Source organism: Bacillus sp. FSL P2-0099, from assembly GCF_038007445.1.
In the GTDB taxonomy this organism is placed as follows: domain Bacteria; phylum Bacillota; class Bacilli; order Bacillales; family Bacillaceae_G; genus Bacillus_A; species Bacillus_A mycoides.
Map to the genome: position 1 here is coordinate 4,599,740 of NZ_JBBOXE010000001.1, position 20,011 is coordinate 4,619,750.

Below are 20,011 nucleotides of genomic sequence, written 5' to 3' on the forward strand. Positions count from 1 at the left end.
AAGCCTCCCTCATCTATTCTTTCATAAATGTATACAGACGAGGAAGGCGCTTCGTTCAAATATTATTTTATTTTTTTTATGATTCTCGCAGGATTCCCGCCAACTACTACATTACCTGGCACATCTTTCGTTACAACAGCGCCAGATGCGATGACAGCATTATCTCCAATTATTACGCCCGGATTAATAATCGCTCTTCCGCCAATCCATACGTTATCGCCAATTGTAACTGGTTTTCCGTACTCTGATCCGCTTATGCGCTCTACCGGATCAAGCGGATGCGTTGCTGTATAAATGTGAACACCTGGAGCTAACATACAGTTCACTCCGATTGTAACTGGGCATACGTCTAAAATCGTACAGTCAAAGTTTGCGTAAAAGTTTTCACCAACGTGAATGTTATAACCGTAATCACATCTAAAAGAAGATTCAAGATGAATGTTATCTCCAGTCGTTCCGAATAATTCTTTTACGATTGCACTACGTTCTTCTAGTTTTACCTCTGGTGTTTCATTTAATTTTCTCGTTAATATACGAGCTTGCTCCCTGTCCTTTACTAAAACGGGATCAGCCGGTATGTACATTTCCCCAAGTATCATCTTTTCTTTTTCTGTTTTCATTTCCTTCTCCCCTTCCAACACGTATATATAAGTTTATCATAACACAAAAAGAAAGGTCTGAACGTATCATCGTTCAGACCTTTCTCTCTTAATCTTCCATCGTCGATAAATCGCCTGTTGGTAAATTTAATTCCCACGCTTTTAATACGCGGCGCATAATTTTACCACTTCTCGTTTTCGGTAATTTATCTCTAAATTCAATTTGTCTTGGCGCTGCATGAGCTGCTAGACCTTTTTTCACAAATTGACGAATCTCTTCTTTTAATTCATCAGACGGTTCGTATCCCACGCGAAGCGCGATAAATGCTTTAATGATTTCCCCGCGTACTGGATCAGGAATACCAATTACACCGGCTTCTGCAACAGCAGCGTGCTCGATTAATTTACTTTCTACTTCAAACGGACCAACGCGCTCGCCTGACGTCATAATTACATCATCAATGCGCCCTTGGAACCAGAAGTATCCGTCTTCATCCATATAAGCTGAATCACCTGATACGTACCAATCTCCCGGCATGAAGTAAGAATCATATTTTTGTGGGTTATTCCAGATTCCACGCATCATAGCTGGCCAACCTTTACCAATCGCTAAGTTCCCCATTGTGTATGGAGGCACTTCATTTCCTTCATTATCAACAATCGCTGCTTTCACACCCGGAATTGGTTTCCCCATTGAACCTGGACGAATTTCCATACAAGGATAGTTACAAATAACTTGTCCACCTGTTTCTGTCATCCACCACGTATCATGAATACGAAGTCCAAATGCGCTCATACCCCAGCGAATTACTTCTGGATTTAATGGCTCACCAACACTTAATACGTGACGCACTTGTGATAAATCATATTTTTTAATTGCGTCTTGTCCAGCTCCCATTAACATACGGAACGCTGTCGGTGCACTATACCAAACTGTTACACCGTAATCTTGCAGTGCTTCATACCATGCCTCTGGACTAAATCTCCCGCCTAAAATAACATTTGATGCTCCCACTAACCACGGTGCAAAAATACCGTAAGCTGTTCCAGTTACCCAGCCTGGGTCAGCTGTACACCAATATACATCATCTTCTTTTAAATCTAATACCCATTTCGCTGTTTGATAGTGCTGAACCATTGCGTTTTGAGCATGAAGAACGCCTTTTGGCTTACCAGTAGAACCAGATGTGTAATGTAGAATTAAACCGTCTTCACGGCCTAACCACTCGATATGTAATTCTTTTGAAGCTTGTTCAAATAAAGGATTGAACGCTACAGTTTTACCGCCTTCTTCTGCATTGTCTCCAACAAGGAAGACTGTTTTTAGAGCAGGTAAATCATTTAATGGTATGCGCTCTAACAATTCAGGAGTTGTAATTAACACCTTCGCTTCGCTATCTTCTAAACGATCGCGAACTGCGCCTTCCATAAATGCTTCAAATAATGGTCCAACAATTGCCCCTAATTTCACTGCACCTAAAAGTGCGAAATATAATTCTGGGGAACGCGGCATAAAAATAAAAACGCGATCGCCTTTCTCAACATCGCCATAGTTTTTCAGGACATTTCCTGCTTTATTAGAAAAATCCTTCATTTCCTTAAACGTATATTTCTCTTTTCGCGATCCATCTTGATAATAAAGTGCTACTTTATTCTTTCGATCTGATTTCGCATGCTTATCAATTGCCTCATACGCCATATTTACTCGTCCTGTTTCATTCCAAGTAAAATTTTTATTAACCTCTTCCCAGTTAAAATTTGCGTATGCCTCTTCATAATTCGGCAAATTATTTTCTCCTTTAATGACAGGAAGCGTTTCCACTTTCATACTTTACATCCCCCTCCTATGTATTCTATTATCTATTATAATGACATTATTTAAAATTTTCAGTATTTTTGTTGATTTTTAGACAAATTTTTAATGACAAAATTCGATTCACATCGCATATATTATAAAGTACGATATTAATAGATTCACAAACCCTCAAGGTGGTGAGCAATAAATTGATTCATAAAAAAATATATAATGCCAGAAACTTAAAAACAGCGAAAGGCACTTTAATTATTGAAGGTCCTGTCTCTACACATAATCTTGAAATGTATGAATTTCATCCAGACTTAATTGCGTTTCGTCCTGCCGAGCAGCAATATAAAGCAATTGTCGAAATTTCTAAATTACCAGAAGCTCGTCTCATTATTGCTAGACATGACCAAACGATCGTTGGGTATGTTACATACTTATATCCTGATCCGCTCGAGCGATGGTCAGAAGGAAAGATTGAAAACTTAATTGAACTCGGGGCGATTGAAGTTGTCCCAGCCTTTCGTGGTTGCTCTGTCGGAAAAAATTTATTAGAAGTTTCAATGATGGACGATCATATGGAAGATTACATTATATTAACGACTGAATATTATTGGCACTGGGATTTAAAACAAACAGGCTTAAATGTTTGGGAATACCGAAAAGTAATGGAAAAAATGATGAATGCTGGTGGTTTACAATGGATGGCTACAGATGATCCTGAAATTTGTTCACATCCTGCCAACTGTTTAATGGTCCGCATCGGTAAACGTGTTGATACGGATTCCATTCAAGCATTCGATCGTCTACGTTTTCACAATCGTTTTATGTATTAATAAAGGGGGCAACTGGAATGATTGTAGAAGAAATTATGAATCAAGATGTAGTGACACTGCATCCAAACGATACAATTGAAACAGCAATCCGAACGATACGTACGAAAGGCATTCGGCACATTCCAATTGTCGATCAAAATAATCATGTCGTAGGCATTATTTCTGATCGGGATGTAAGAGATGCAAGTCCGTCTATTTTAGATGAACAAGTTTCACTGGATATGCTGAAGCAACCGCTTGAACTCATAATGAAACACCCTGTTATGACTTGTCACCCTCTCGATTTCGTTGAGGAAATTGCGACTTTATTTTTTGAAAATAAAATAGGCTGTCTTCCTGTTACGAAGGCTGGAAAACTCGTAGGTATCATTTCTGAATCTACAGTGCTACACACGTTAGTAAAATTAACAGGAGCTCATCAACCGAGTTCACAAATTGAAATTCAAGTGAAAAATGAGCCTGGTATTCTTGGAAAAGTCGTTGCTATTTTTAGTGATTTACAAATAAATATTGTGAGCGTTCTCGTCTATCCAGCAAAAGATGAGAATGATAAAGTGCTCGTTTTCCGCATTCAAACGATGAATCCTCTAAAAGTGATCGATGCACTCGAAGCAGAGGGCTACCGCGTATTATGGCCAAACATAATGGGGATGCAAGCATGAGCAGCGCCTTCATTTATTCGGATGACTTTCGGGGCTATTCTTTTAGCCCTGATCATCCTTTTAACCAACTACGCGTCACACTTACGTATGACTTATTACAAAAGAGTGGTTTTATCTCCCCTTCTCAAGTCATCTCGCCAAGAATGGCTACAGATGAGGAAATTGCATTCATTCATACAGAGGAGTACATAAATGCGGTAAAACTTGCTGGAGAAGGAAAGTTAGAAAAATCAATTGCGATGACATATGGACTTGGAACAGAAGATACACCAATGTTTCCAAATATGCATGAAGCAAGTGCATTACTCGTTGGCGGAACATTAACAGCTGTCGATGCTGTTCTTTCCGGGAAAGTAAAGCACGCCCTCAATTTAGGTGGCGGCTTACATCATGGCTTTCGTGGTAAAGCATCTGGCTTTTGTATTTATAACGATAGCTCTATCGCAATGAAATATATTCAGAAGAAATACGGTTTACGCGTTTTGTATATTGATACAGATGCTCATCACGGCGACGGGGTACAATGGTCTTTTTACGACGATCCTAACGTATGCACCATTTCATTACACGAAACTGGGCGTTATTTATTTCCTGGAACTGGCGCAGTAAATGAACGTGGACAAGGAAATGGATATAATTATTCTTTTAACGTTCCACTCGACGCTTTTACAGAAGACGAATCGTTTTTAGATTCATATCGAACAGTTGTAAAAGAAGTGGCAGCATACTTTAAACCGGATATTATTTTAACGCAAAATGGTGCTGATGCACATTATTACGATCCACTTACACACCTTTGCGCAACGATAAACATTTACCGTGAAATACCGAAGCTCGCTCGTGAAATCGCTAATGAATATTGCGACGGTCGCTGGATTGCTGTCGGCGGTGGTGGCTATGATCACTGGCGCGTCGTACCAAGAGCTTGGGCACTCATTTGGCTCGAAATGAACAACATCCAAAACATCTCAGGTTATCTCCCTCCAGAATGGATTGACGCTTGGAAAGGACAAGCAGAAACCGACCTTCCCCTTACATGGGAAGATCCAGACAACATGTATCAACCTATCCCTAGAAAACCAGAAATCGAAGAAAAAAATGCATTAACTGTAGCGAAATCTCTTGAAATTATTCGGAATAATATGACAAAATCTTTATATTAAACAGAGAGGAGGCTCGCTTTTGAACAGCCTCCTTTTATTTATAGCTAGCTATTATTGTCGTTTTCTGTCGGTAAGTCGATATATTTTGAGATTCGCTGCTATATTTTATTTAAGAATTAGCCGGTCCAACTTTTATGAGAAAAGGTCGTGATATTATGTGGACACAACAAATAATCAACACGAAACGTGGCACATTTGAAATCTTTACAAAAGGAAATGGCGAACCACTTTGCATTAAACATCACTATTCACAATTTAATGAAACTGGCGATTACTTTGCGGATGTTTTCACTGCTACGCATCGTGTATTGCTCATTAATTTACGAAACGCTGGTAACTCAGCAAAAGCCCATTCAGAAAAAGAATTAAGTATGATTGAAACCGTTCACGACTTAGAAGCAATACGAGAAGCTTTACAACTCCCAACATGGCATTTCGCTGGCCACTCAACAGGCGGTATGCTTGGACTTTTATATGCGATTACATATCCAAATTCCTTACAATCATTAGTCATGGCCGGAGCCGCAGCAAGTAACTATACCGAAACACTATTTTGCATTTATCACCCAGCACATCCTCAGTTTCATTATATGCAACAACTCATCGAAACTTTAAAAAGCCCTCACCTTACAAGTGAAGAACGGAAAGAACTATCTACTAAGAGAACAAAATTATCATTGTATAAACCCGAAAACTACAAATTTTATTTTTGTAAACCAATCAAAAAAACTATGTCCGCTAGCCGGATGAACACTTTCGCCAATGAATATCCGTCATTTGATTTAAGAGAGAATTTACCTTCCATCCAAACAAAGACCCTTATTATATGCGGAAGATATGATGTACAGTGCCCGATCCAATATTCTATCGAGATGCATGAGGGTATACGTAATTCTATCTTTGTGATATTTGAGGAGAGTAACCATTATCCTTTTTTAGAAGAAGCTGCTCAGTTTACTTCTACTACTCAAACATTTTATAAATCGTTACACTAGTACCGTTATTACTAAGGAAAGCTCACAGCCTCTATAAGAATATGAACTTTTTTCAAAGGAAATATTTCACACTAGAAACAACAAGAAGAACAAAAAAATCATTAAGCCTACATCAATGAATATCGACTTTTTATCTCCTGCTTTTATACTCATCATAAAATTAGAAATTATTTTAATTCCAAAAAAGACCATCATAAATAACCCACCGAAATGATCATTCGTAGAATCTTCATCATAAAACATTTGTATTGCACCGATAATTAATAAGATAAGTATGATATTGGTTCCAATCTTTAAAGCCTTGTTTGATTTATTATCTTTTAATGTATCTCCCAAAATGTAGCACGCCCTCTCATGCTCTCCTATGTTTTATCTCTCTTTATATTTTAACATAAATTACCTATTATTCCCTTTTTGTTCGAATAACATAAAAAACCTACCAATTACTTGGCAGGTACATTACACGTTAAAGCGATAACCAGCTCCCCACACTGTTTCAATATATTGCGGGTGAGCAGGATCTCTTTCAATTTTTTCACGTAGCTTTCTAATGTGAACAACGACAGTGGCTAAATCGCCAGCTGATTCTAGTCCCCAAATACGTTCAAATAACTGTTCTTTATTTAATACTTGGTTTGGATGCGTTACAAAGAATGTTAATAAATCAAATTCTTTCGTTGTAAACGCAATTTCTTCATTGTTTATAAAAACTTTTCTCGCTCGCTGGTCAATAGAAATTCCATGAATGTATAACGTATCGCGTTGCTTACTCACATTTCCTGATAATCTTTCATAACGAGAAATATGCGCCTTTACTCTTGCTACTAATTCACTCGGGCTAAATGGTTTCGTTATATAATCATCCGCCCCTAAACCGAGTCCGCGAATTTTATCTATATCCTCCTTCTTTGCTGAAACAAGTAAAATCGGAATGTCTTTTATAGCACGTATTTGTTTACAAATTTCAAAACCATTCATTTTCGGAAGCATAATATCTAAAATAATTAAGTCATAGTCTTCCTGAAGAGCCATTTGTAGACCTATTTCACCTGAATGCTCTACATCAACTTGAAAATCACTAATTTCTAAATAATCTCGCTGTAATTCTGCAATACTTATTTCATCTTCTACTAGTAAAATTCTCTTCATTCTACTCACCACATTCCTGTACTTTTTTCAATGAGAAGAAAATACTTGTACCTTCCCCAAGCTTACTTTCCGCCCAAATTTCCCCGCCATGTTCTTCAACAATTTGCTTCGCTATCGCTAAGCCAAGTCCACTTCCACCTGTGCTAGAATTTCGCGATTGCTCTGCACGATAAAACCGCTCAAATATATACGGCAGCGTATCAGCTTCTATACCTGACCCATTGTCCATCACTTTCACAATAACTTTATTGTTATCACTCAATACTGTTACAGTAATTTTCTTCTCTTCTTTATCCATGTATTTCACACTATTATGAATCAAATTTGATATAACTCTATTTATCTTTTCGCAATCAGCCGTTACATATAGTGGTGATGATTGTAATTGTAAGTAAACTTCTATACCTTCCTCACTTAAATCCATCTGCATCTCTTCTAATAATTCCTGCATAAACACGTTTAACTCTATCGTTTCAAACTGAAAGGGAACTCGATTCAAATCAAGCTTTGAAAACAAAAAGAGCTCATCAATGAGTGTATCCATATGTTTTGCCTTCGTATGAATGGTCGTTAAATACTTATCCATTTTTTCTGGCGTATTTGCGACTCCATCTTTTATGCCTTCTACATATCCAATAATAGATGTAATCGGTGTTTTTAAATCATGAGATATGTTTGAAATGAGTTCTTTTCGATTTTCTTCATACTGTGTTTGCATCTCTATCGACTCTTTTAATCTCTTCCTCATTTCCTCAAACCCTTGATTTAATCGCCCAATCTCATCATAGGATGTAACTGGAATTTGAAAATCTAAATCCCCTTCTTTAATTCTCCCAGTCGCATCTTTCAATACAAAAATTGGTTTTATCACACTTCTTGAGACGAAATAACTTAATAACCCTATGAGTAAAATGGCTAACAGTAAAAGCGCTCCGAACAAAATTGGAAATAATTTTTGTGTAAGATCGACAAATGAACTCTGCCTTTTTAGTACAAATATACTCCCTTCTTCATCTCCGGGAAAATAAAAATCAAATTTTACATATCGATAAAATGTATCGCCTAGTTCCGTTGTACCACGACTATTAATATTTGCTGATTCAAATTTCGGAATGGCTTCTTTTAAAGATACACCTTCAAATATTTTTGTAGCATAAGAAATGGTTTCTCCCTTTCTTACAACTATTTTCACACCTTCTTTTTCAAGTGATGAAACGAACGATTCATCTAATAGTTGTGATTGATTTTTCTTTGCCGCTAATTTCAATTCAATATACGTATTCTCTTCTTCTGGCGTAAGCGGCTTTTGAATATAGGAACTTTTATAGAAATTTTTCACTGATTCCAAGTCTCCTGTTATGGAAAAAACAATTAAAAATCCCGCGACTAATATGAGCGTGATGGAAACGAGAATAACAGCGATATAAGAAAATAAAAATCTTGTTTTAATAGACATATGTTACATCCTCACTTTAACAAACCTTGTTATTCATAAGCATAAAAATATATGTTCAAATACTCAAGCGATTTTATAGTAATTTTAGCACCAGTTTATAAAAATTTAATGTTCCTATTTTACAGTTTAAATTAGGATACCGAATTGCTTGCAAAAGGAGGTTGAAATTCCATGTTCAAAAAAACATTAAGCATGATATGTTGCGTAATTTTTTTACAAGGATGCTCACAAGAACAAGAAGTTAAAAAGGAGATGACAAACATGGAGACAGCACTACTAACAGCTACTGAGAAACAAGAAACGAATACTGTTATATCATTACTCAAAAAAGGGGCTGACATAAATATAACGGACAATAAAGGACGTACTTCTCTTATGATTGCTACATACAAAAATGATGTAAAAACCGCCAAAGCTCTTATCGACGCTGGTGCTGACGTAAATATCCAAGATGATATGAAAAACAATCCATTTCTATACGCCGGTGCAGAAGGTTACTTGGACATTTTAAAACTAACGATTGATGCTGGTGCGGATCCAACGCTTACGAATCGTTACGGCGGAACAGCTCTTATTCCCGCGTCAGAACATGGCTATATTGATGTTATAAAAGAACTCCTTACTCGAACAAATATCGATGTAAACCATGTAAATAACCTCGGATGGACAGCTTTAATGGAGGCCATCGTACTAAGCAACGGAGATGAAACACAGCAACAAGTCATTCAACTTCTTATTGAACATGGTGCTGATATAAATATTCCCGACAATGATGGTATTACCCCATTGCAACACGCCCGTACTCATAACTTTGAAGAGATAGAGAAGATTTTATTAGCGACAAATAAATAAAAGCTCATTTCCTATAAAAAACGTATCATTTTCAAATCTATTTTTTGCCATTCTCCCCAGTCTATGCTACAGTTATTTCGTCACATAGCTATACAGCTAGACAACTTATATATTTATAATAGGGTGGGAAAAAAACATGAGCAAACCTCGTATTGGAATGATTGGATTAGGTAGTATTGCACAAAAGGCTTACCTTCCAACACTGACAAAGGAAACTGATTGGACTTTTGTGGGAGCGTTTACACCTAATGTTAATAAAAGAAAACAAATTTGCGAGCAATATCGTATTCAAGATTTCGCTAACCTTCAGGCACTCGCTTCAGAATGTGATGCGGCTTTCGTTCATAGTTCAACTGCTACACATTATGAAATCGTTTCTGAACTTCTGAAAAAAGGAATCGATGTTTATGTTGATAAGCCGCTAGCTGCTACTACTGAGCAAGCAGAGAAGCTAGTTGAAATGAGTGAAAAGTATAATCGAAAGTTAATGGTGGGATTTAATCGCCGTTTCGTTCCTATGTACGTTACTGCCAAAGAGCAAGCTAATGATACTTCATGGATTCGAATTGAAAAGCACCGCACAAATAAGGTGGGGCCATATACGTATGACTTTACTATGTTAGATGATTACTTACATATTGTAGATACTGCTCGCTGGTTAGCTAACGATGACCTTAACATCGTTCATAATATGATGCAAATCAATGAAAAGAACGAACTTCTTTACGGACATCATACATATACAACTGCAAATGGACTTTTACTTTCTACGGCGATGCACCGCCATGCAGGTACAAATTTAGAACAAATTGAACTTGTAACGGCAGGTAAAATCATTCGCGTAAAAAATATGAACACATTTGAAATTGAGCAAGAAAACTCCGTTTCACAAAGTGGTTCACCATCATGGGAGACAACGTTAAAGCAGCGCGGATTTGAAGATGCTGTTCATCATTTTATCCAATGTGTACAAGGTGATACACAGCCTATTGTAGATGGATTAGAAGGATTAAAATCTCAACAAATGCTCCAATCTCTACTGCAAGCTGTAAGCAAAAATTAAAACGGATACATTTTTCAGAATTTACTTTCATTCCCATTTCCTCTTTATTTCTATCACAAATTTCTATAGAATATGTTGATAGGAATTATAAATTTCATATTGAATCGTGGAAAGGATGGGATTAACACATGTGGAACGAGTTTAAAAAATTCGCATTCAAAGGGAATGTAATCGATTTAGCTGTCGGGGTTGTAATCGGTGCTGCATTCGGTAAAATCGTTAGTTCTTTAGTTAAAGATATCATCACACCATTACTTGGTATGGTACTGGGCGGCGTTAACTTTACAGATTTAAAACTTACATTCGGTAAATCATCTATTATGTATGGTAACTTCATCCAAACTATTTTTGATTTCTTAATTATTGCAGCTGCTATCTTTATGTTCGTTAAAGTTTTCAACAAACTAACATCTAAAAGAGAAGAAGAAGAAAAGAAAGAAGAACTTCCAGAACCAACAAAAGAAGAAGAAATTCTTGGCGAAATTCGCGACTTACTAAAACAACAAAACTCTTCTAAAGATAGAGCATAATTGAACGGATAAAAAGGCATGCCCCCTCGGGACATGCCTTTTCTATATGCTATAACGTTTCTGAATTCATATGAATAAATAAAATAATACCAGCAACCATAAGTACCATAATACTACCTGCAAATAGTGTAATACCCATGAACATTAAACTTGTGCTCATGTCTACTGATACACTTTCAATAAAAATAGAAATTACATACGTGATAAGGGCGATTCCTGCAAGAATACTTCCTGGAACAAATCGCTTTAAGCCATTTTGTTTTAACGTCATATATGCAAAAATAGCGGTCATGCAAAGCGTAATTATCCAAAGAACGATCATCTCTTCTCCCCCCTCACAAGCCTTTTCTTTCTATTATACATGACATTGCCCTATAATAGTTAAATTTGCACTTGTGTGACATATAACAAGGAATCTCCCCCACTGTAGCGAAAGCATTACAACATACACTTACACAATAAGGAGGCTTTCATTTGGAATACACTACCACATGCAATTTGGAGCTATCCGAAAGATTCGATTATGTTACGATTGACTTAGAAAAACAGTTTTTTTGCATCGACGTTGTAAATTTGCAAAGCAATACAGCTGTACTAAAAATATCAATTAACTTGGAAAAAGATGAAACAATGGTAGAGGGAAATATAATTCAGTACGATACTTTGTACATAGACACATTATTACAAGGATTAAAATGTATTGCTCAAATATGTATTGATCGCAATTTAAGAAACCAAGAGGAACTGTTCGCATTTTTAGAAGAAAATTAGTCCTAATAATAAATGGTTATTTTTTCTTTTTATTGATATAATTGTTATATAGAAATATTCTTTGTAAGGGAGTGTTCATAATGATTTGGATTTCACTAATCGTATTAGCCTATTTCATCATTCTCGTCCCAATACAGTACAACTATATTAAGATGCTCAAGGAAAAACAGAAAAAAATGAACGTGTCTCAAAATGAACTTTACGACAAAATGTCTTATGAAGAATCTCAAATACATTATCATTATCAAAGTAACGTATTTACAATAACGGCTTCACTTATCGCGAGTATTGTTTATAAAGTAAAACATTCAGCATAAGGAGACTGATCTCATGTGTATGCTGTAAAATTATTATTTGAATCTGTCCATTCAGGTGAGCCTAATCCTAGTAAAATTGATGAACATTATGAAGAGAATCACGATACACTTTTTGAAGAAAGTATCATTCTCGTTAAGGCGAACAGTTTAGAGGAAGCTCATGAGCTAGGTGAAAAGATAGCTCTACAGTCTGAAGATACGTACGATAATATGTACGGTGAGCAAGTAACATGGACGTTTAGAAAAGTGTTGCATGTTTTCGAATTAGATGACACACCATTTGAGACAGGAAAAGAATTATATGCACGCTTTTTACATGTTAAGAAAACTGAAAGTGTAGATACAGTAGTTAAACACCATTATCCTGAATATGAATAAAAGCTCACAGCTATCGCTGTGAGCTCTCTTATTCTTACTTCGTTGAATCTCTAAATTGGATACGGTGAGGTAAGATAACTGAGTGATCTTCTACTTTTTCTTTGTTCATATATTTCGTTAGTAGACGCATTGCTACTGCACCGATATCATACATTGGTTGTACAACTGTCGAAAGTTGCGGACGAACCATTAATGCAAGACGTGTGTTGTCAAAACCAAGCACTTCGATATCCGTTGGTACGTTTAATCCCGCGTCTTGTGCTGCGTGGATTACACCTAGTGCCATTTCATCAGAAGATACGAAGATTGCTGTTGGTTTTTCATCCATGCCCCAAAGTCTTTCAAACGCTTCTATACCTGAATCATATGTGTAATCTCCATCAATTATAAGATTTTCATCATATGAAATACCTGCTTCTTCTAAAGCTTTTTTATAACCTTGTAACTTCTTCGCGCTTCCTGCTTTATTAATGAAAGGACCAGAGACGAAACCGATACGTTTATGTCCTTGCTCAATAAAATGCTTCATTGCATCGTAAGCTGCTTGTGTATAATCAATATTTACTGATGACGTTTCATTTTGTTCATCAAATGACGCTGCTAATACAATTGGTACTGGAGATTTTTTGAACTCTTCAACGTGAATATCTGTAATATCTTCACCCATGAAAACAATCCCGTCCACTTGTTTCCCAAGCATCGTATTTAATAAGTGGAACTCTTTCTCTTTGTTCTGGTCAGAGTTACTTAAAATGATGTTATATTTGTACATTGTTGCGATATCTTCAATTCCACGAGCAAGTTCTGCATAAAACGTATTTGAGATATCCGGAATAATAACACCCACTGTAGTTGTCTTCTTACTTGCTAGTCCACGTGCTACCGCATTCGGGCGGTATCCTAAACGATCAATTGCTTCTAATACTTTCTTTCTTGTTGTAGGCTTTACATTTGGGTTACCATTCACAACGCGTGATACGGTAGCCATTGAAACATTTGCTTCACGCGCTACATCATAGATTGTTACGTTCATCTCTTCGCACACTCCTTCTATTTATGTTATCTATTTTTATGTATCGGTTCACTTGAATGAAAAAAAGACATCAACTCTATTTGCAGATGCCAACAATCGTCCCGAGTTCTTCCTTTTACTAATGATACGCTAAAAACACAGGGTCATACAATATTTTCCCGCAAAAGTTTCGAAAAAATTCGCTTCTTTTCTCGTATTTTCGTATTTTTTATGCAAAAAAGGTCAATTTTTGTAAAAAAGCTATGTAACAAGGGCTACATAGACTAAGAAATCTTTTTATAATTTACTTCCGAATGCTTTTAATTCTTTCATAAACTCATTGAATTCTGGAATGTCCATTTGCTACGCTTCATCTGATAATGCAACTACTGGGTCTGGATGTACTTCAGCCATAATAGCAAAAGCCCCAATTGCCATAGCCGCTTTTGCAAACGGTAATAGAAGGCCACGTCGCCCTGTAGAATGCGTTACATCGACAACAACAGGTAAATGTGTTTCTTTCTTTTAAATTGGCACAGCGGAAATATCAAGCGTATTACGCGTTGCTGTTTCATATGTGCGAATACCACGCTCACATAAAATGATATTACCATTCCCCTCTGCCATACTATATTCTGCTGCATTAATAAATTCTTCAATTGTTGCTGATAAACCACGCCTTAATAATATTGGTTTATTTACAGCACCAGCTGCCCTTAACAGTTCAAAGTTTTGTATATTGCGAGCGCCAATTTGAATAACATCAACATAATCTGACACTTTAAAGAAGGCACTGAAAGAGTCTATTTCATAAGAAAAAAGAGGTCATTCCCTACTATGTACAGGTAATGACCTCCTTTCTTCTTTCAACATCTTTAGGAAATTCGAAATGTTTTTCTCGAAGTATTCATTTTTTCAGTAGCCTCAGCTTAAAAACTGTCTTTTTTTATTATAGGAAAGAAACAAACGGTTTATCGCTGTTCTTCTCTTTTATAATAACAGCCTCGATTTTATTCTCGGACTTTATTTGTAATTGAACTTTAGCATCTTTAGGAAATTGTTCTAACATACTTTGAGCAGCCGTTTGAGAGAGTGCCATCAATTCTGACTTACCGTTATATTTAACGACAATATCCATCTTTAATTTATCCATCTTATTTTGCTTATAAGAAATCTTAGCATTAACAGGGATATAATCTCCTGGAGAGAATTTCTTTATTGCTTCCGAAAAATCATCTAACTTTTTCTTATCTTCTCCATGTGCCCCCTCAAATTCTTGAGAAGGATACGAATACGACTTTTCATCAATAGTATCCCAATTTCCAAGATTAGTCTCGTTCTTTTGAACAGTAGCGCTTGAAATATAAGTACCATTCTTTAAAGAACTTGTACTTTCTTGCTTAAATATAGCAAACGTAATTGGAGATTTGTTATATTTATCATTTTTATTAATAGCTTCTATAAGCCCCTTAGCGACTTCAGTACCTTTAGAAATAGCTTCCTCATTAGATACACTTGAAGACATAGATAAACCAATAACAACACCAGATAAGCTTAGTTCATTTGAATTTTGTTTGCCGAAGTAGTCCTGTTCTATAATATTAGTCAAAACTGGTACTTCTTGTTTCGTAACTAATTCATCAATTGTTTTCTCTGGAATATATTGATTTAATTGTAATACGTAATTTTCTGTATCGAATTGTTTTGAAGCAATATCCATTAAACCATTTTCATATTCTGCTAAATCTAGTTTAGAATTAGTTTTAACATTAACTGTATTAATTACCTTTTGTTCTTTTAAAGGAATAACAGTTCTATAGTAATCCTTAGAAACAGCAGTTCTTGGAATCATACTTTTTTCTTTCGTATCTTTCTGTACAACTTCATCCTTCTTCTCAATAGTATTATTGCTGCAAGCCCCCAGTAATAAACTTAAGCTTGCGATGCATAATGCCATTTTCTTCATTGCTTAAAACCCACTTTCAAAAGTCAATTTACTTAGTTTTAAAGTATCTCTAGTGTACCACTAAATATATTGCAACAAAATAAAAAAGAAGCAAGCCCTTCGCTTGCCTCTCCCTATTTTACATTCTCTTCTAAAGCTTCTTTTTTAATATTCCAGTGCGATGTATGCCATACTACCATTCCATCTTTTATGTATAACACTTGCGGAGATTCATGCTTAATGCTGTACTGCTCTGCAACATGGTTCGAAACATCTCTCGCCTCTTGTACGTACAAGTAATATGCTGGCACTTCTCTTTCTTCACCGCAATACGCTTGAAACTCTGTATATGCACCGTGACTAATTGGGCATGTCGTACTATGCTTAAAAAGAACGTAAGGCTCGTTCTTTTCTACTAACGCTTCAAGTTCTTCAATCGTTTCAATCTTCATCATACTCATCATTACTCACCTCTCATGCGAAGTCTAGAGCGCTTCTCTCTCTTTTCGGCCTTCTGCTCAGCTTTCTCAAGTTTACGCTCTTCTTTTTCAATCTTTTTCTCTTGTCTCGTAGTACGGTAATGATTATATACTTCAATTGCTGCGCTGCTCCACTGTACAACTTGTGCTACTTTATCTGCATTATTTTCAATTTCGTCCGTAACAGACTCTGAAACGTTGCGAAGCTTCGTATTTAAAGAGTGAATCGTCGTTCCGATTCCATCCACACCTTCTACTACTTTATTTAGCGACTGTGACTTCTGTTGAATATCATCAGCTAACGCATTTGTCTTATGTAATAATTGCTCCGTCTCTACGCTTATTCCTTGCATTTGCTTTTCTAAACCTTCTAACGTGCTCGCAACGTTTTCTAACGTCTTCTGAACCGATAACAACGTTCTGCATACATACACTACTAATACTGCGAAAGCAACCGCGATAATAGCCGCACTTACATATAGAAGAACTTGCATTTCATCACTTCCTTTATCTTTTTCATACTTTCTCCCATTATACAATCATTTTCCGTTTCATTCTAATCCCTATCTTTTCATTAGAATTTTCATACTTATTCGTTAACTTTAACATAAATGATTCAACAAATTCCACTAAGTAGGTTACAATAGGAGAGGATACATAATTAGTAGGGAGGCTTTACATATGAAAGATCCACGCATTGAAAAGTTAGCATACAATTTAATTAACTACTCTATTCGTTTACAAAAAGGCGAAAAAGTATTAATTGAAAACTTTGGCTTACAAAAAGAACTTGTAACTGCACTTGTAAAAGAAGCATATGCAGCTGGTGGTTTCCCATTCGTTTCTTTAAAAGATCATCAAGTAGATCGCTCTTTATTAATGGGTGCTACTGAAGAACATTTCGAACAAATCGCTGCATATGAAGCTAGTGTAATGAAAGATATGGATGCTTACATTGGCCTTCGCTCTGGCGATAACATTAACGAACAAGCTGACGTTCCAAGTGAACGTATGAAAGTTCACGGCCAAACAGTTGGCAAAAAAGTTCATAGAGACATCCGTGTTCCGAAAACACGCTGGGTTGTTCTTCGCTACCCAAATGCTTCTATGGCGCAGCTTGCTAAAATGAGCACAGAAGCTTTCGAAGACTTCTACTTCGAAGTTTGTAACTTAGACTACGGTAAAATGGATAAGGCGATGGATAGCCTTGTTACATTAATGAATAAAACAGATAAGGTTCGCTTAACTGGCCCTGGAACTGATTTAACATTCTCTATTAAAGACATTCCAGCTATTAAATGCTCGGGTCATTTAAACATTCCAGATGGCGAAGTATATTCTGCACCAGTTCGCGATTCTGTTAACGGTACAGTTTCATACAATACACCATCTCCTTACAACGGTTATACATTTGAAAATGTACAACTTAAATTTGAGAACGGTCAAATCGTTGAAGCAACTGCAAATGATACAGAGCGCATTAACAAAATCTTCGATACAGACGAAGGCGCGCGTTTCGTTGGTGAGTTCGCAATCGGCGTAAACCCATACATCTTACATCCAATGGGAGACATCCTATTCGATGAAAAAATCGATGGCAGCTTCCACTTCACACCTGGACAAGCTTATGATGATGCATGGAACGGCAACAACTCTAACATTCACTGGGATTTAGTATGCATTCAGCGCCCTGAATACGGCGGCGGTGAAATTTACTTCGACGACGTATTAATCCGTAAAGACGGACGCTTCGTTGTAACTGAACTAGAAGCTTTAAACCCAGAGAACTTAAAATAATAATAAAAACGCTCGGAATTTTCTCCGAGCGTTTTTTTAATACTTTAATAAGTCTTTCGCCACATCTTCTGGCACTTTAAAACTCATCTTCTTATTTTTCATTTCAACTTCAACATACGGGACATCTTTATATACTGTCATTGTACCAATTTCATGTAACTCTTTTTTATCTTTACTCGACTCTAATAATTTTGATGTATCTTCTTGATACATTTTAAATGTTTTCCCTTGCGGAGTATCTAAAGGAGCCGATTGCATTTCCCACTTATCCATTTTCATGACTTCAAACAGCTTTTCAATTTCTTTCTTATCTGTAATTACTTTTTTATCACTTGAATCTGTAAGTGATTCAATCGCAACCTTTTGTGCCTTTTCAAAGTTCACATCAGCCTTTTCCTTCTTCGCACTACACCCTATTAAAAGAACGGATGCAGTTAGCAGAAGTAAAAATGACATAAGGGCTTTTTTCATTTCTAATCCTCCTAACTACATAGAGCTACTTTTTTCGTTTTTTGTTTGCTGAAAATGAAAATAATATAAAAGCGCCACTGCGATAGTACCTATTAATATTGGTTCATATAAGGGCAGATCCCATTTCATATATACTCTAGTGCAAATAGCAAGCACAAGCAATATTTCTAAACAAAACAAAGGTTTACATATTTCATTTTTTACCTACCATTTCTATTTTCACCTGTGGATTCTCTTTTTCTACAAGCGATAAAAACCGCTCCATTTGTTGCGGTATCGCAACCATATGTACTTTATACGCATTTGTTGTAATTTCAAGATATTTCCCAACTTGACGAATGATTCTTATCTCTTTCAATACGATATCGTCATTTAAAATGCCATACTTTAATACACCATTTTCTACTTTATGCTTTTTAATAAATACTTCCCAAACGAGTGGTACATTTACAAGAAAGCATAAACCCATTCCAATTAACGCTGACATCCACTGCTCTTTATTTGTGACAATCATGACAAGTGGATATACGAACATAAAAACTAACGTGAGACAGACGAAAATTACTACCGACTTACTTCTTTGAATCGGAAAGTTCATACACGCACCCCCTAACCTAAATTATACCACTTTTTCCATTTTAGTTCATAAAAAAAGGCCATTTCTGAATGACCTTCTAAACAATATACCTATAAAATTTCTTATCTACCTCTAATACTGGAAAGTTTTTTGGCAACTCTTCTATACTCACACTTTTGAAACCATTCTTCTCATAAAAGCGATGGGCCGCTAAAAATTTCACTGTCGTTCCTAAGTAAATATCTCTCAGCTTTTTATTCTCAGCCCATGAAATTGCTTTTTGAAGCAGCATATGTGATGCTCCCCATTCTTTTCCGCGAAATTCTTTTTTTACGAACATTTTCCTTAGCGCTACTTGCTGATTCTCAATATCTAATAAAGCCACCGTTCCAACTACTTTCCCATCATAAGTTGCTACCCAAAAGTTTCCATGATTCCTTTGATAAAATGTTTCTATTTCAAGCAGGTCTGGCTGCTCTTCTTTTGTAATGGGGACATTGTACTCTTTTTGCTGAATATGAACGATAAGATCTACTACTTCATCTTGAAACGTACTTTCATACGGAATAATGCGTATCTTCTCGTTCATCGGATCTCCTTCCACTCTGAAGCTAGTAAACTATATACAGCGATATCGTGAAAATGATCATATAACCATTCTTCATCTCTTAAAATACCATCTAACTTAAAACCTAAACGCTCTGGAATAGCTCGGCTTTTCACGTTTTCAACACCGCATCTAATTTCTATTTTATTTAATTTTAAATTCTCAAATGCATAGTGAAGTACAGCTTTCACGCTACGCGTCATAATACCTGTCCCACCAGCATCTTCTGCAAGGTAATATCCGAGACTTGCCGCTTTCTTCCCCCAACTTACCGGATGAATGCCTACCATCCCAACGAGCTTTCCTTTATAACGTATGCCACTTTCAAAACCGTCTCCCTCTGCAAATTTCTTTAACCACATCGGAAAAATCTCATTATACGCATCAGCAGATTTCGTCCCATCTACCCATGGAAGCCATCTTCTTAAATGGGTACGGTTTTGATCTAATAATTGATATAGTTCCTCTTTATGATGTTTTTCTAATAGTTGTAGTTCGATTTCGTCATCTACTCGGAGTGTGAACATGTTTTTTAGCCCCTTTTTTCTTAT

Annotated in this window: 25 protein-coding genes and 1 pseudogene; 11 read left to right on the forward strand and 15 right to left on the reverse strand. The window is 36.3% G+C overall.

Annotation, left to right across the window (positions count from 1 at the left end; translation table 11 throughout):
* Positions 1 to 62 precede the first annotated feature (62 nt).
* Together MKY90_RS23820 and acsA are read right to left on the reverse strand one after the other, a co-directional pair.
* Positions 63 to 620: a maltose acetyltransferase domain-containing protein gene (locus tag MKY90_RS23820; protein WP_063218501.1), complete on the reverse strand. Its 558-nt coding sequence runs from the start codon at positions 618 to 620 to the stop codon at positions 63 to 65.
* Positions 621 to 708: 88 nt separating this feature from the next.
* Positions 709 to 2,427: an acetate--CoA ligase gene (gene acsA / locus MKY90_RS23825; RefSeq protein ID WP_002067621.1), complete on the reverse strand. Its 1,719-nt coding sequence runs from the start codon at positions 2,425 to 2,427 to the stop codon at positions 709 to 711.
* Between the two features lie 176 nt (positions 2,428 to 2,603).
* Here acsA and acuA point away from each other — a divergent pair, with 176 nt between their 5' ends.
* The 4 genes from acuA (at position 2,604) to MKY90_RS23845 (ending at position 6,056) form a co-directional block, all read left to right on the forward strand.
* The gene (acuA, locus tag MKY90_RS23830) at positions 2,604 to 3,236 is read left to right on the forward strand and encodes an acetoin utilization protein acetyltransferase AcuA (protein WP_002112293.1); all 633 of its coding nucleotides are present in this window, start codon (positions 2,604 to 2,606) and stop codon (positions 3,234 to 3,236) included.
* Positions 3,237 to 3,253: 17 nt separating this feature from the next.
* Positions 3,254 to 3,898 (forward strand): acetoin utilization AcuB family protein, encoded by a 645-nt coding sequence (locus MKY90_RS23835; protein WP_000634566.1) that lies wholly within the window; start codon positions 3,254 to 3,256, stop codon positions 3,896 to 3,898.
* Positions 3,895 to 5,061, forward strand: coding sequence for an acetoin utilization protein AcuC (gene acuC / locus MKY90_RS23840; protein ID WP_341093292.1), 1,167 nt, complete (start codon positions 3,895 to 3,897; stop codon positions 5,059 to 5,061). Before MKY90_RS23835 ends, acuC begins: the two co-directional genes overlap by 4 nt.
* Before the next feature lie 134 nt (positions 5,062 to 5,195).
* On the forward strand, positions 5,196 to 6,056 hold the full coding sequence (locus MKY90_RS23845; protein WP_341092720.1) for an alpha/beta fold hydrolase: 861 nt from the start codon (positions 5,196 to 5,198) through the stop codon (positions 6,054 to 6,056).
* Positions 6,057 to 6,122: 66 nt separating this feature from the next.
* Here MKY90_RS23845 and MKY90_RS23850 read toward each other — a convergent pair whose 3' ends face one another.
* From MKY90_RS23850 to MKY90_RS23860, 3 genes are all read right to left on the reverse strand, one after another.
* Complete coding sequence (locus tag MKY90_RS23850) at positions 6,123 to 6,392, reverse strand: hypothetical protein (protein ID WP_002129432.1); 270 nt, start codon at positions 6,390 to 6,392, stop codon at positions 6,123 to 6,125.
* Between the two features lie 123 nt (positions 6,393 to 6,515).
* The gene (locus tag MKY90_RS23855; protein ID WP_002034338.1) at positions 6,516 to 7,205 is read right to left on the reverse strand and encodes a response regulator transcription factor; all 690 of its coding nucleotides are present in this window, start codon (positions 7,203 to 7,205) and stop codon (positions 6,516 to 6,518) included.
* A gap of 1 nt (position 7,206) precedes the next feature.
* Positions 7,207 to 8,661: a sensor histidine kinase gene (locus MKY90_RS23860; RefSeq protein ID WP_016120905.1), complete on the reverse strand. Its 1,455-nt coding sequence runs from the start codon at positions 8,659 to 8,661 to the stop codon at positions 7,207 to 7,209.
* A gap of 171 nt (positions 8,662 to 8,832) precedes the next feature.
* Here MKY90_RS23860 and MKY90_RS23865 point away from each other — a divergent pair, with 171 nt between their 5' ends.
* From MKY90_RS23865 to mscL, 3 genes are all read left to right on the forward strand, one after another.
* Positions 8,833 to 9,513, forward strand: coding sequence for an ankyrin repeat domain-containing protein (locus tag MKY90_RS23865; protein WP_215599280.1), 681 nt, complete (start codon positions 8,833 to 8,835; stop codon positions 9,511 to 9,513).
* A 136-nt stretch (positions 9,514 to 9,649) separates the two neighbouring features.
* Positions 9,650 to 10,576 carry a Gfo/Idh/MocA family protein gene (locus MKY90_RS23870; protein ID WP_002129436.1) on the forward strand — a complete coding sequence of 309 codons (927 nt, stop codon included), beginning with the start codon at positions 9,650 to 9,652 and terminating at the stop codon, positions 10,574 to 10,576.
* A 128-nt stretch (positions 10,577 to 10,704) separates the two neighbouring features.
* Entirely contained in the window at positions 10,705 to 11,106 is a 402-nt protein-coding gene (mscL, locus tag MKY90_RS23875) for a large-conductance mechanosensitive channel protein MscL (protein ID WP_002015591.1), read from the forward strand.
* Between the two features lie 49 nt (positions 11,107 to 11,155).
* Here the strand turns inward: mscL and MKY90_RS23880 are convergent, their stop codons facing one another.
* Positions 11,156 to 11,428 carry a DUF3917 domain-containing protein gene (locus MKY90_RS23880; RefSeq protein WP_000636592.1) on the reverse strand — a complete coding sequence of 91 codons (273 nt, stop codon included), beginning with the start codon at positions 11,426 to 11,428 and terminating at the stop codon, positions 11,156 to 11,158.
* Positions 11,429 to 11,580: 152 nt separating this feature from the next.
* Between MKY90_RS23880 and dhp61 the strand changes: the two genes are divergently transcribed.
* The 3 genes from dhp61 (at position 11,581) to MKY90_RS23895 (ending at position 12,572) form a co-directional block, all read left to right on the forward strand.
* Positions 11,581 to 11,877 (forward strand): protein Dhp61, encoded by a 297-nt coding sequence (gene dhp61 / locus MKY90_RS23885; RefSeq protein ID WP_098168545.1) that lies wholly within the window; start codon positions 11,581 to 11,583, stop codon positions 11,875 to 11,877.
* 80 nt (positions 11,878 to 11,957) lie between these two features.
* Complete coding sequence (locus tag MKY90_RS23890) at positions 11,958 to 12,194, forward strand: DUF3949 domain-containing protein (RefSeq protein WP_098168546.1); 237 nt, start codon at positions 11,958 to 11,960, stop codon at positions 12,192 to 12,194.
* Between the two features lie 15 nt (positions 12,195 to 12,209).
* The gene (locus tag MKY90_RS23895; RefSeq protein WP_002138663.1) at positions 12,210 to 12,572 is read left to right on the forward strand and encodes a DUF4288 domain-containing protein; all 363 of its coding nucleotides are present in this window, start codon (positions 12,210 to 12,212) and stop codon (positions 12,570 to 12,572) included.
* A 34-nt stretch (positions 12,573 to 12,606) separates the two neighbouring features.
* Here MKY90_RS23895 and ccpA read toward each other — a convergent pair whose 3' ends face one another.
* From ccpA to MKY90_RS23920, 5 genes and pseudogenes are all read right to left on the reverse strand, one after another.
* Positions 12,607 to 13,605, reverse strand: coding sequence for a catabolite control protein A (gene ccpA, locus MKY90_RS23900; protein WP_002034370.1), 999 nt, complete (start codon positions 13,603 to 13,605; stop codon positions 12,607 to 12,609).
* A gap of 276 nt (positions 13,606 to 13,881) precedes the next feature.
* Positions 13,882 to 14,361 (reverse strand): annotated as a pseudogene (locus tag MKY90_RS23905) (bifunctional 3-deoxy-7-phosphoheptulonate synthase/chorismate mutase); the annotation flags it as partial.
* A 172-nt stretch (positions 14,362 to 14,533) separates the two neighbouring features.
* Entirely contained in the window at positions 14,534 to 15,550 is a 1,017-nt protein-coding gene (locus MKY90_RS23910; protein WP_063218505.1) for a CamS family sex pheromone protein, read from the reverse strand.
* Between the two features lie 113 nt (positions 15,551 to 15,663).
* Complete coding sequence (gene ytxJ, locus MKY90_RS23915; RefSeq protein ID WP_002067603.1) at positions 15,664 to 15,990, reverse strand: bacillithiol system redox-active protein YtxJ; 327 nt, start codon at positions 15,988 to 15,990, stop codon at positions 15,664 to 15,666.
* A 2-nt stretch (positions 15,991 to 15,992) separates the two neighbouring features.
* Entirely contained in the window at positions 15,993 to 16,502 is a 510-nt protein-coding gene (locus MKY90_RS23920) for a DUF948 domain-containing protein (protein WP_012261840.1), read from the reverse strand.
* Between the two features lie 187 nt (positions 16,503 to 16,689).
* Here MKY90_RS23920 and MKY90_RS23925 point away from each other — a divergent pair, with 187 nt between their 5' ends.
* Positions 16,690 to 17,805 (forward strand): aminopeptidase, encoded by a 1,116-nt coding sequence (locus MKY90_RS23925; protein ID WP_002167560.1) that lies wholly within the window; start codon positions 16,690 to 16,692, stop codon positions 17,803 to 17,805.
* A gap of 36 nt (positions 17,806 to 17,841) precedes the next feature.
* On the opposite strand, the gene MKY90_RS23930 is transcribed toward MKY90_RS23925, so the two are convergent.
* From MKY90_RS23930 to MKY90_RS23945, 4 genes are all read right to left on the reverse strand, one after another.
* A complete protein-coding gene (locus tag MKY90_RS23930) occupies positions 17,842 to 18,276 on the reverse strand; it encodes a hypothetical protein (protein ID WP_098168548.1) in 435 nt (144 codons plus the stop codon).
* Positions 18,277 to 18,469: 193 nt separating this feature from the next.
* Entirely contained in the window at positions 18,470 to 18,874 is a 405-nt protein-coding gene (locus tag MKY90_RS23935) for a PH domain-containing protein (RefSeq protein WP_063218507.1), read from the reverse strand.
* Between the two features lie 76 nt (positions 18,875 to 18,950).
* Entirely contained in the window at positions 18,951 to 19,442 is a 492-nt protein-coding gene (locus tag MKY90_RS23940) for a GNAT family N-acetyltransferase (RefSeq protein ID WP_063218508.1), read from the reverse strand.
* Positions 19,439 to 19,987: a GNAT family N-acetyltransferase gene (locus MKY90_RS23945; protein WP_063218509.1), complete on the reverse strand. Its 549-nt coding sequence runs from the start codon at positions 19,985 to 19,987 to the stop codon at positions 19,439 to 19,441. Before MKY90_RS23945 ends, MKY90_RS23940 begins: the two co-directional genes overlap by 4 nt.
* Positions 19,988 to 20,011: the final 24 nt, after the last annotated feature.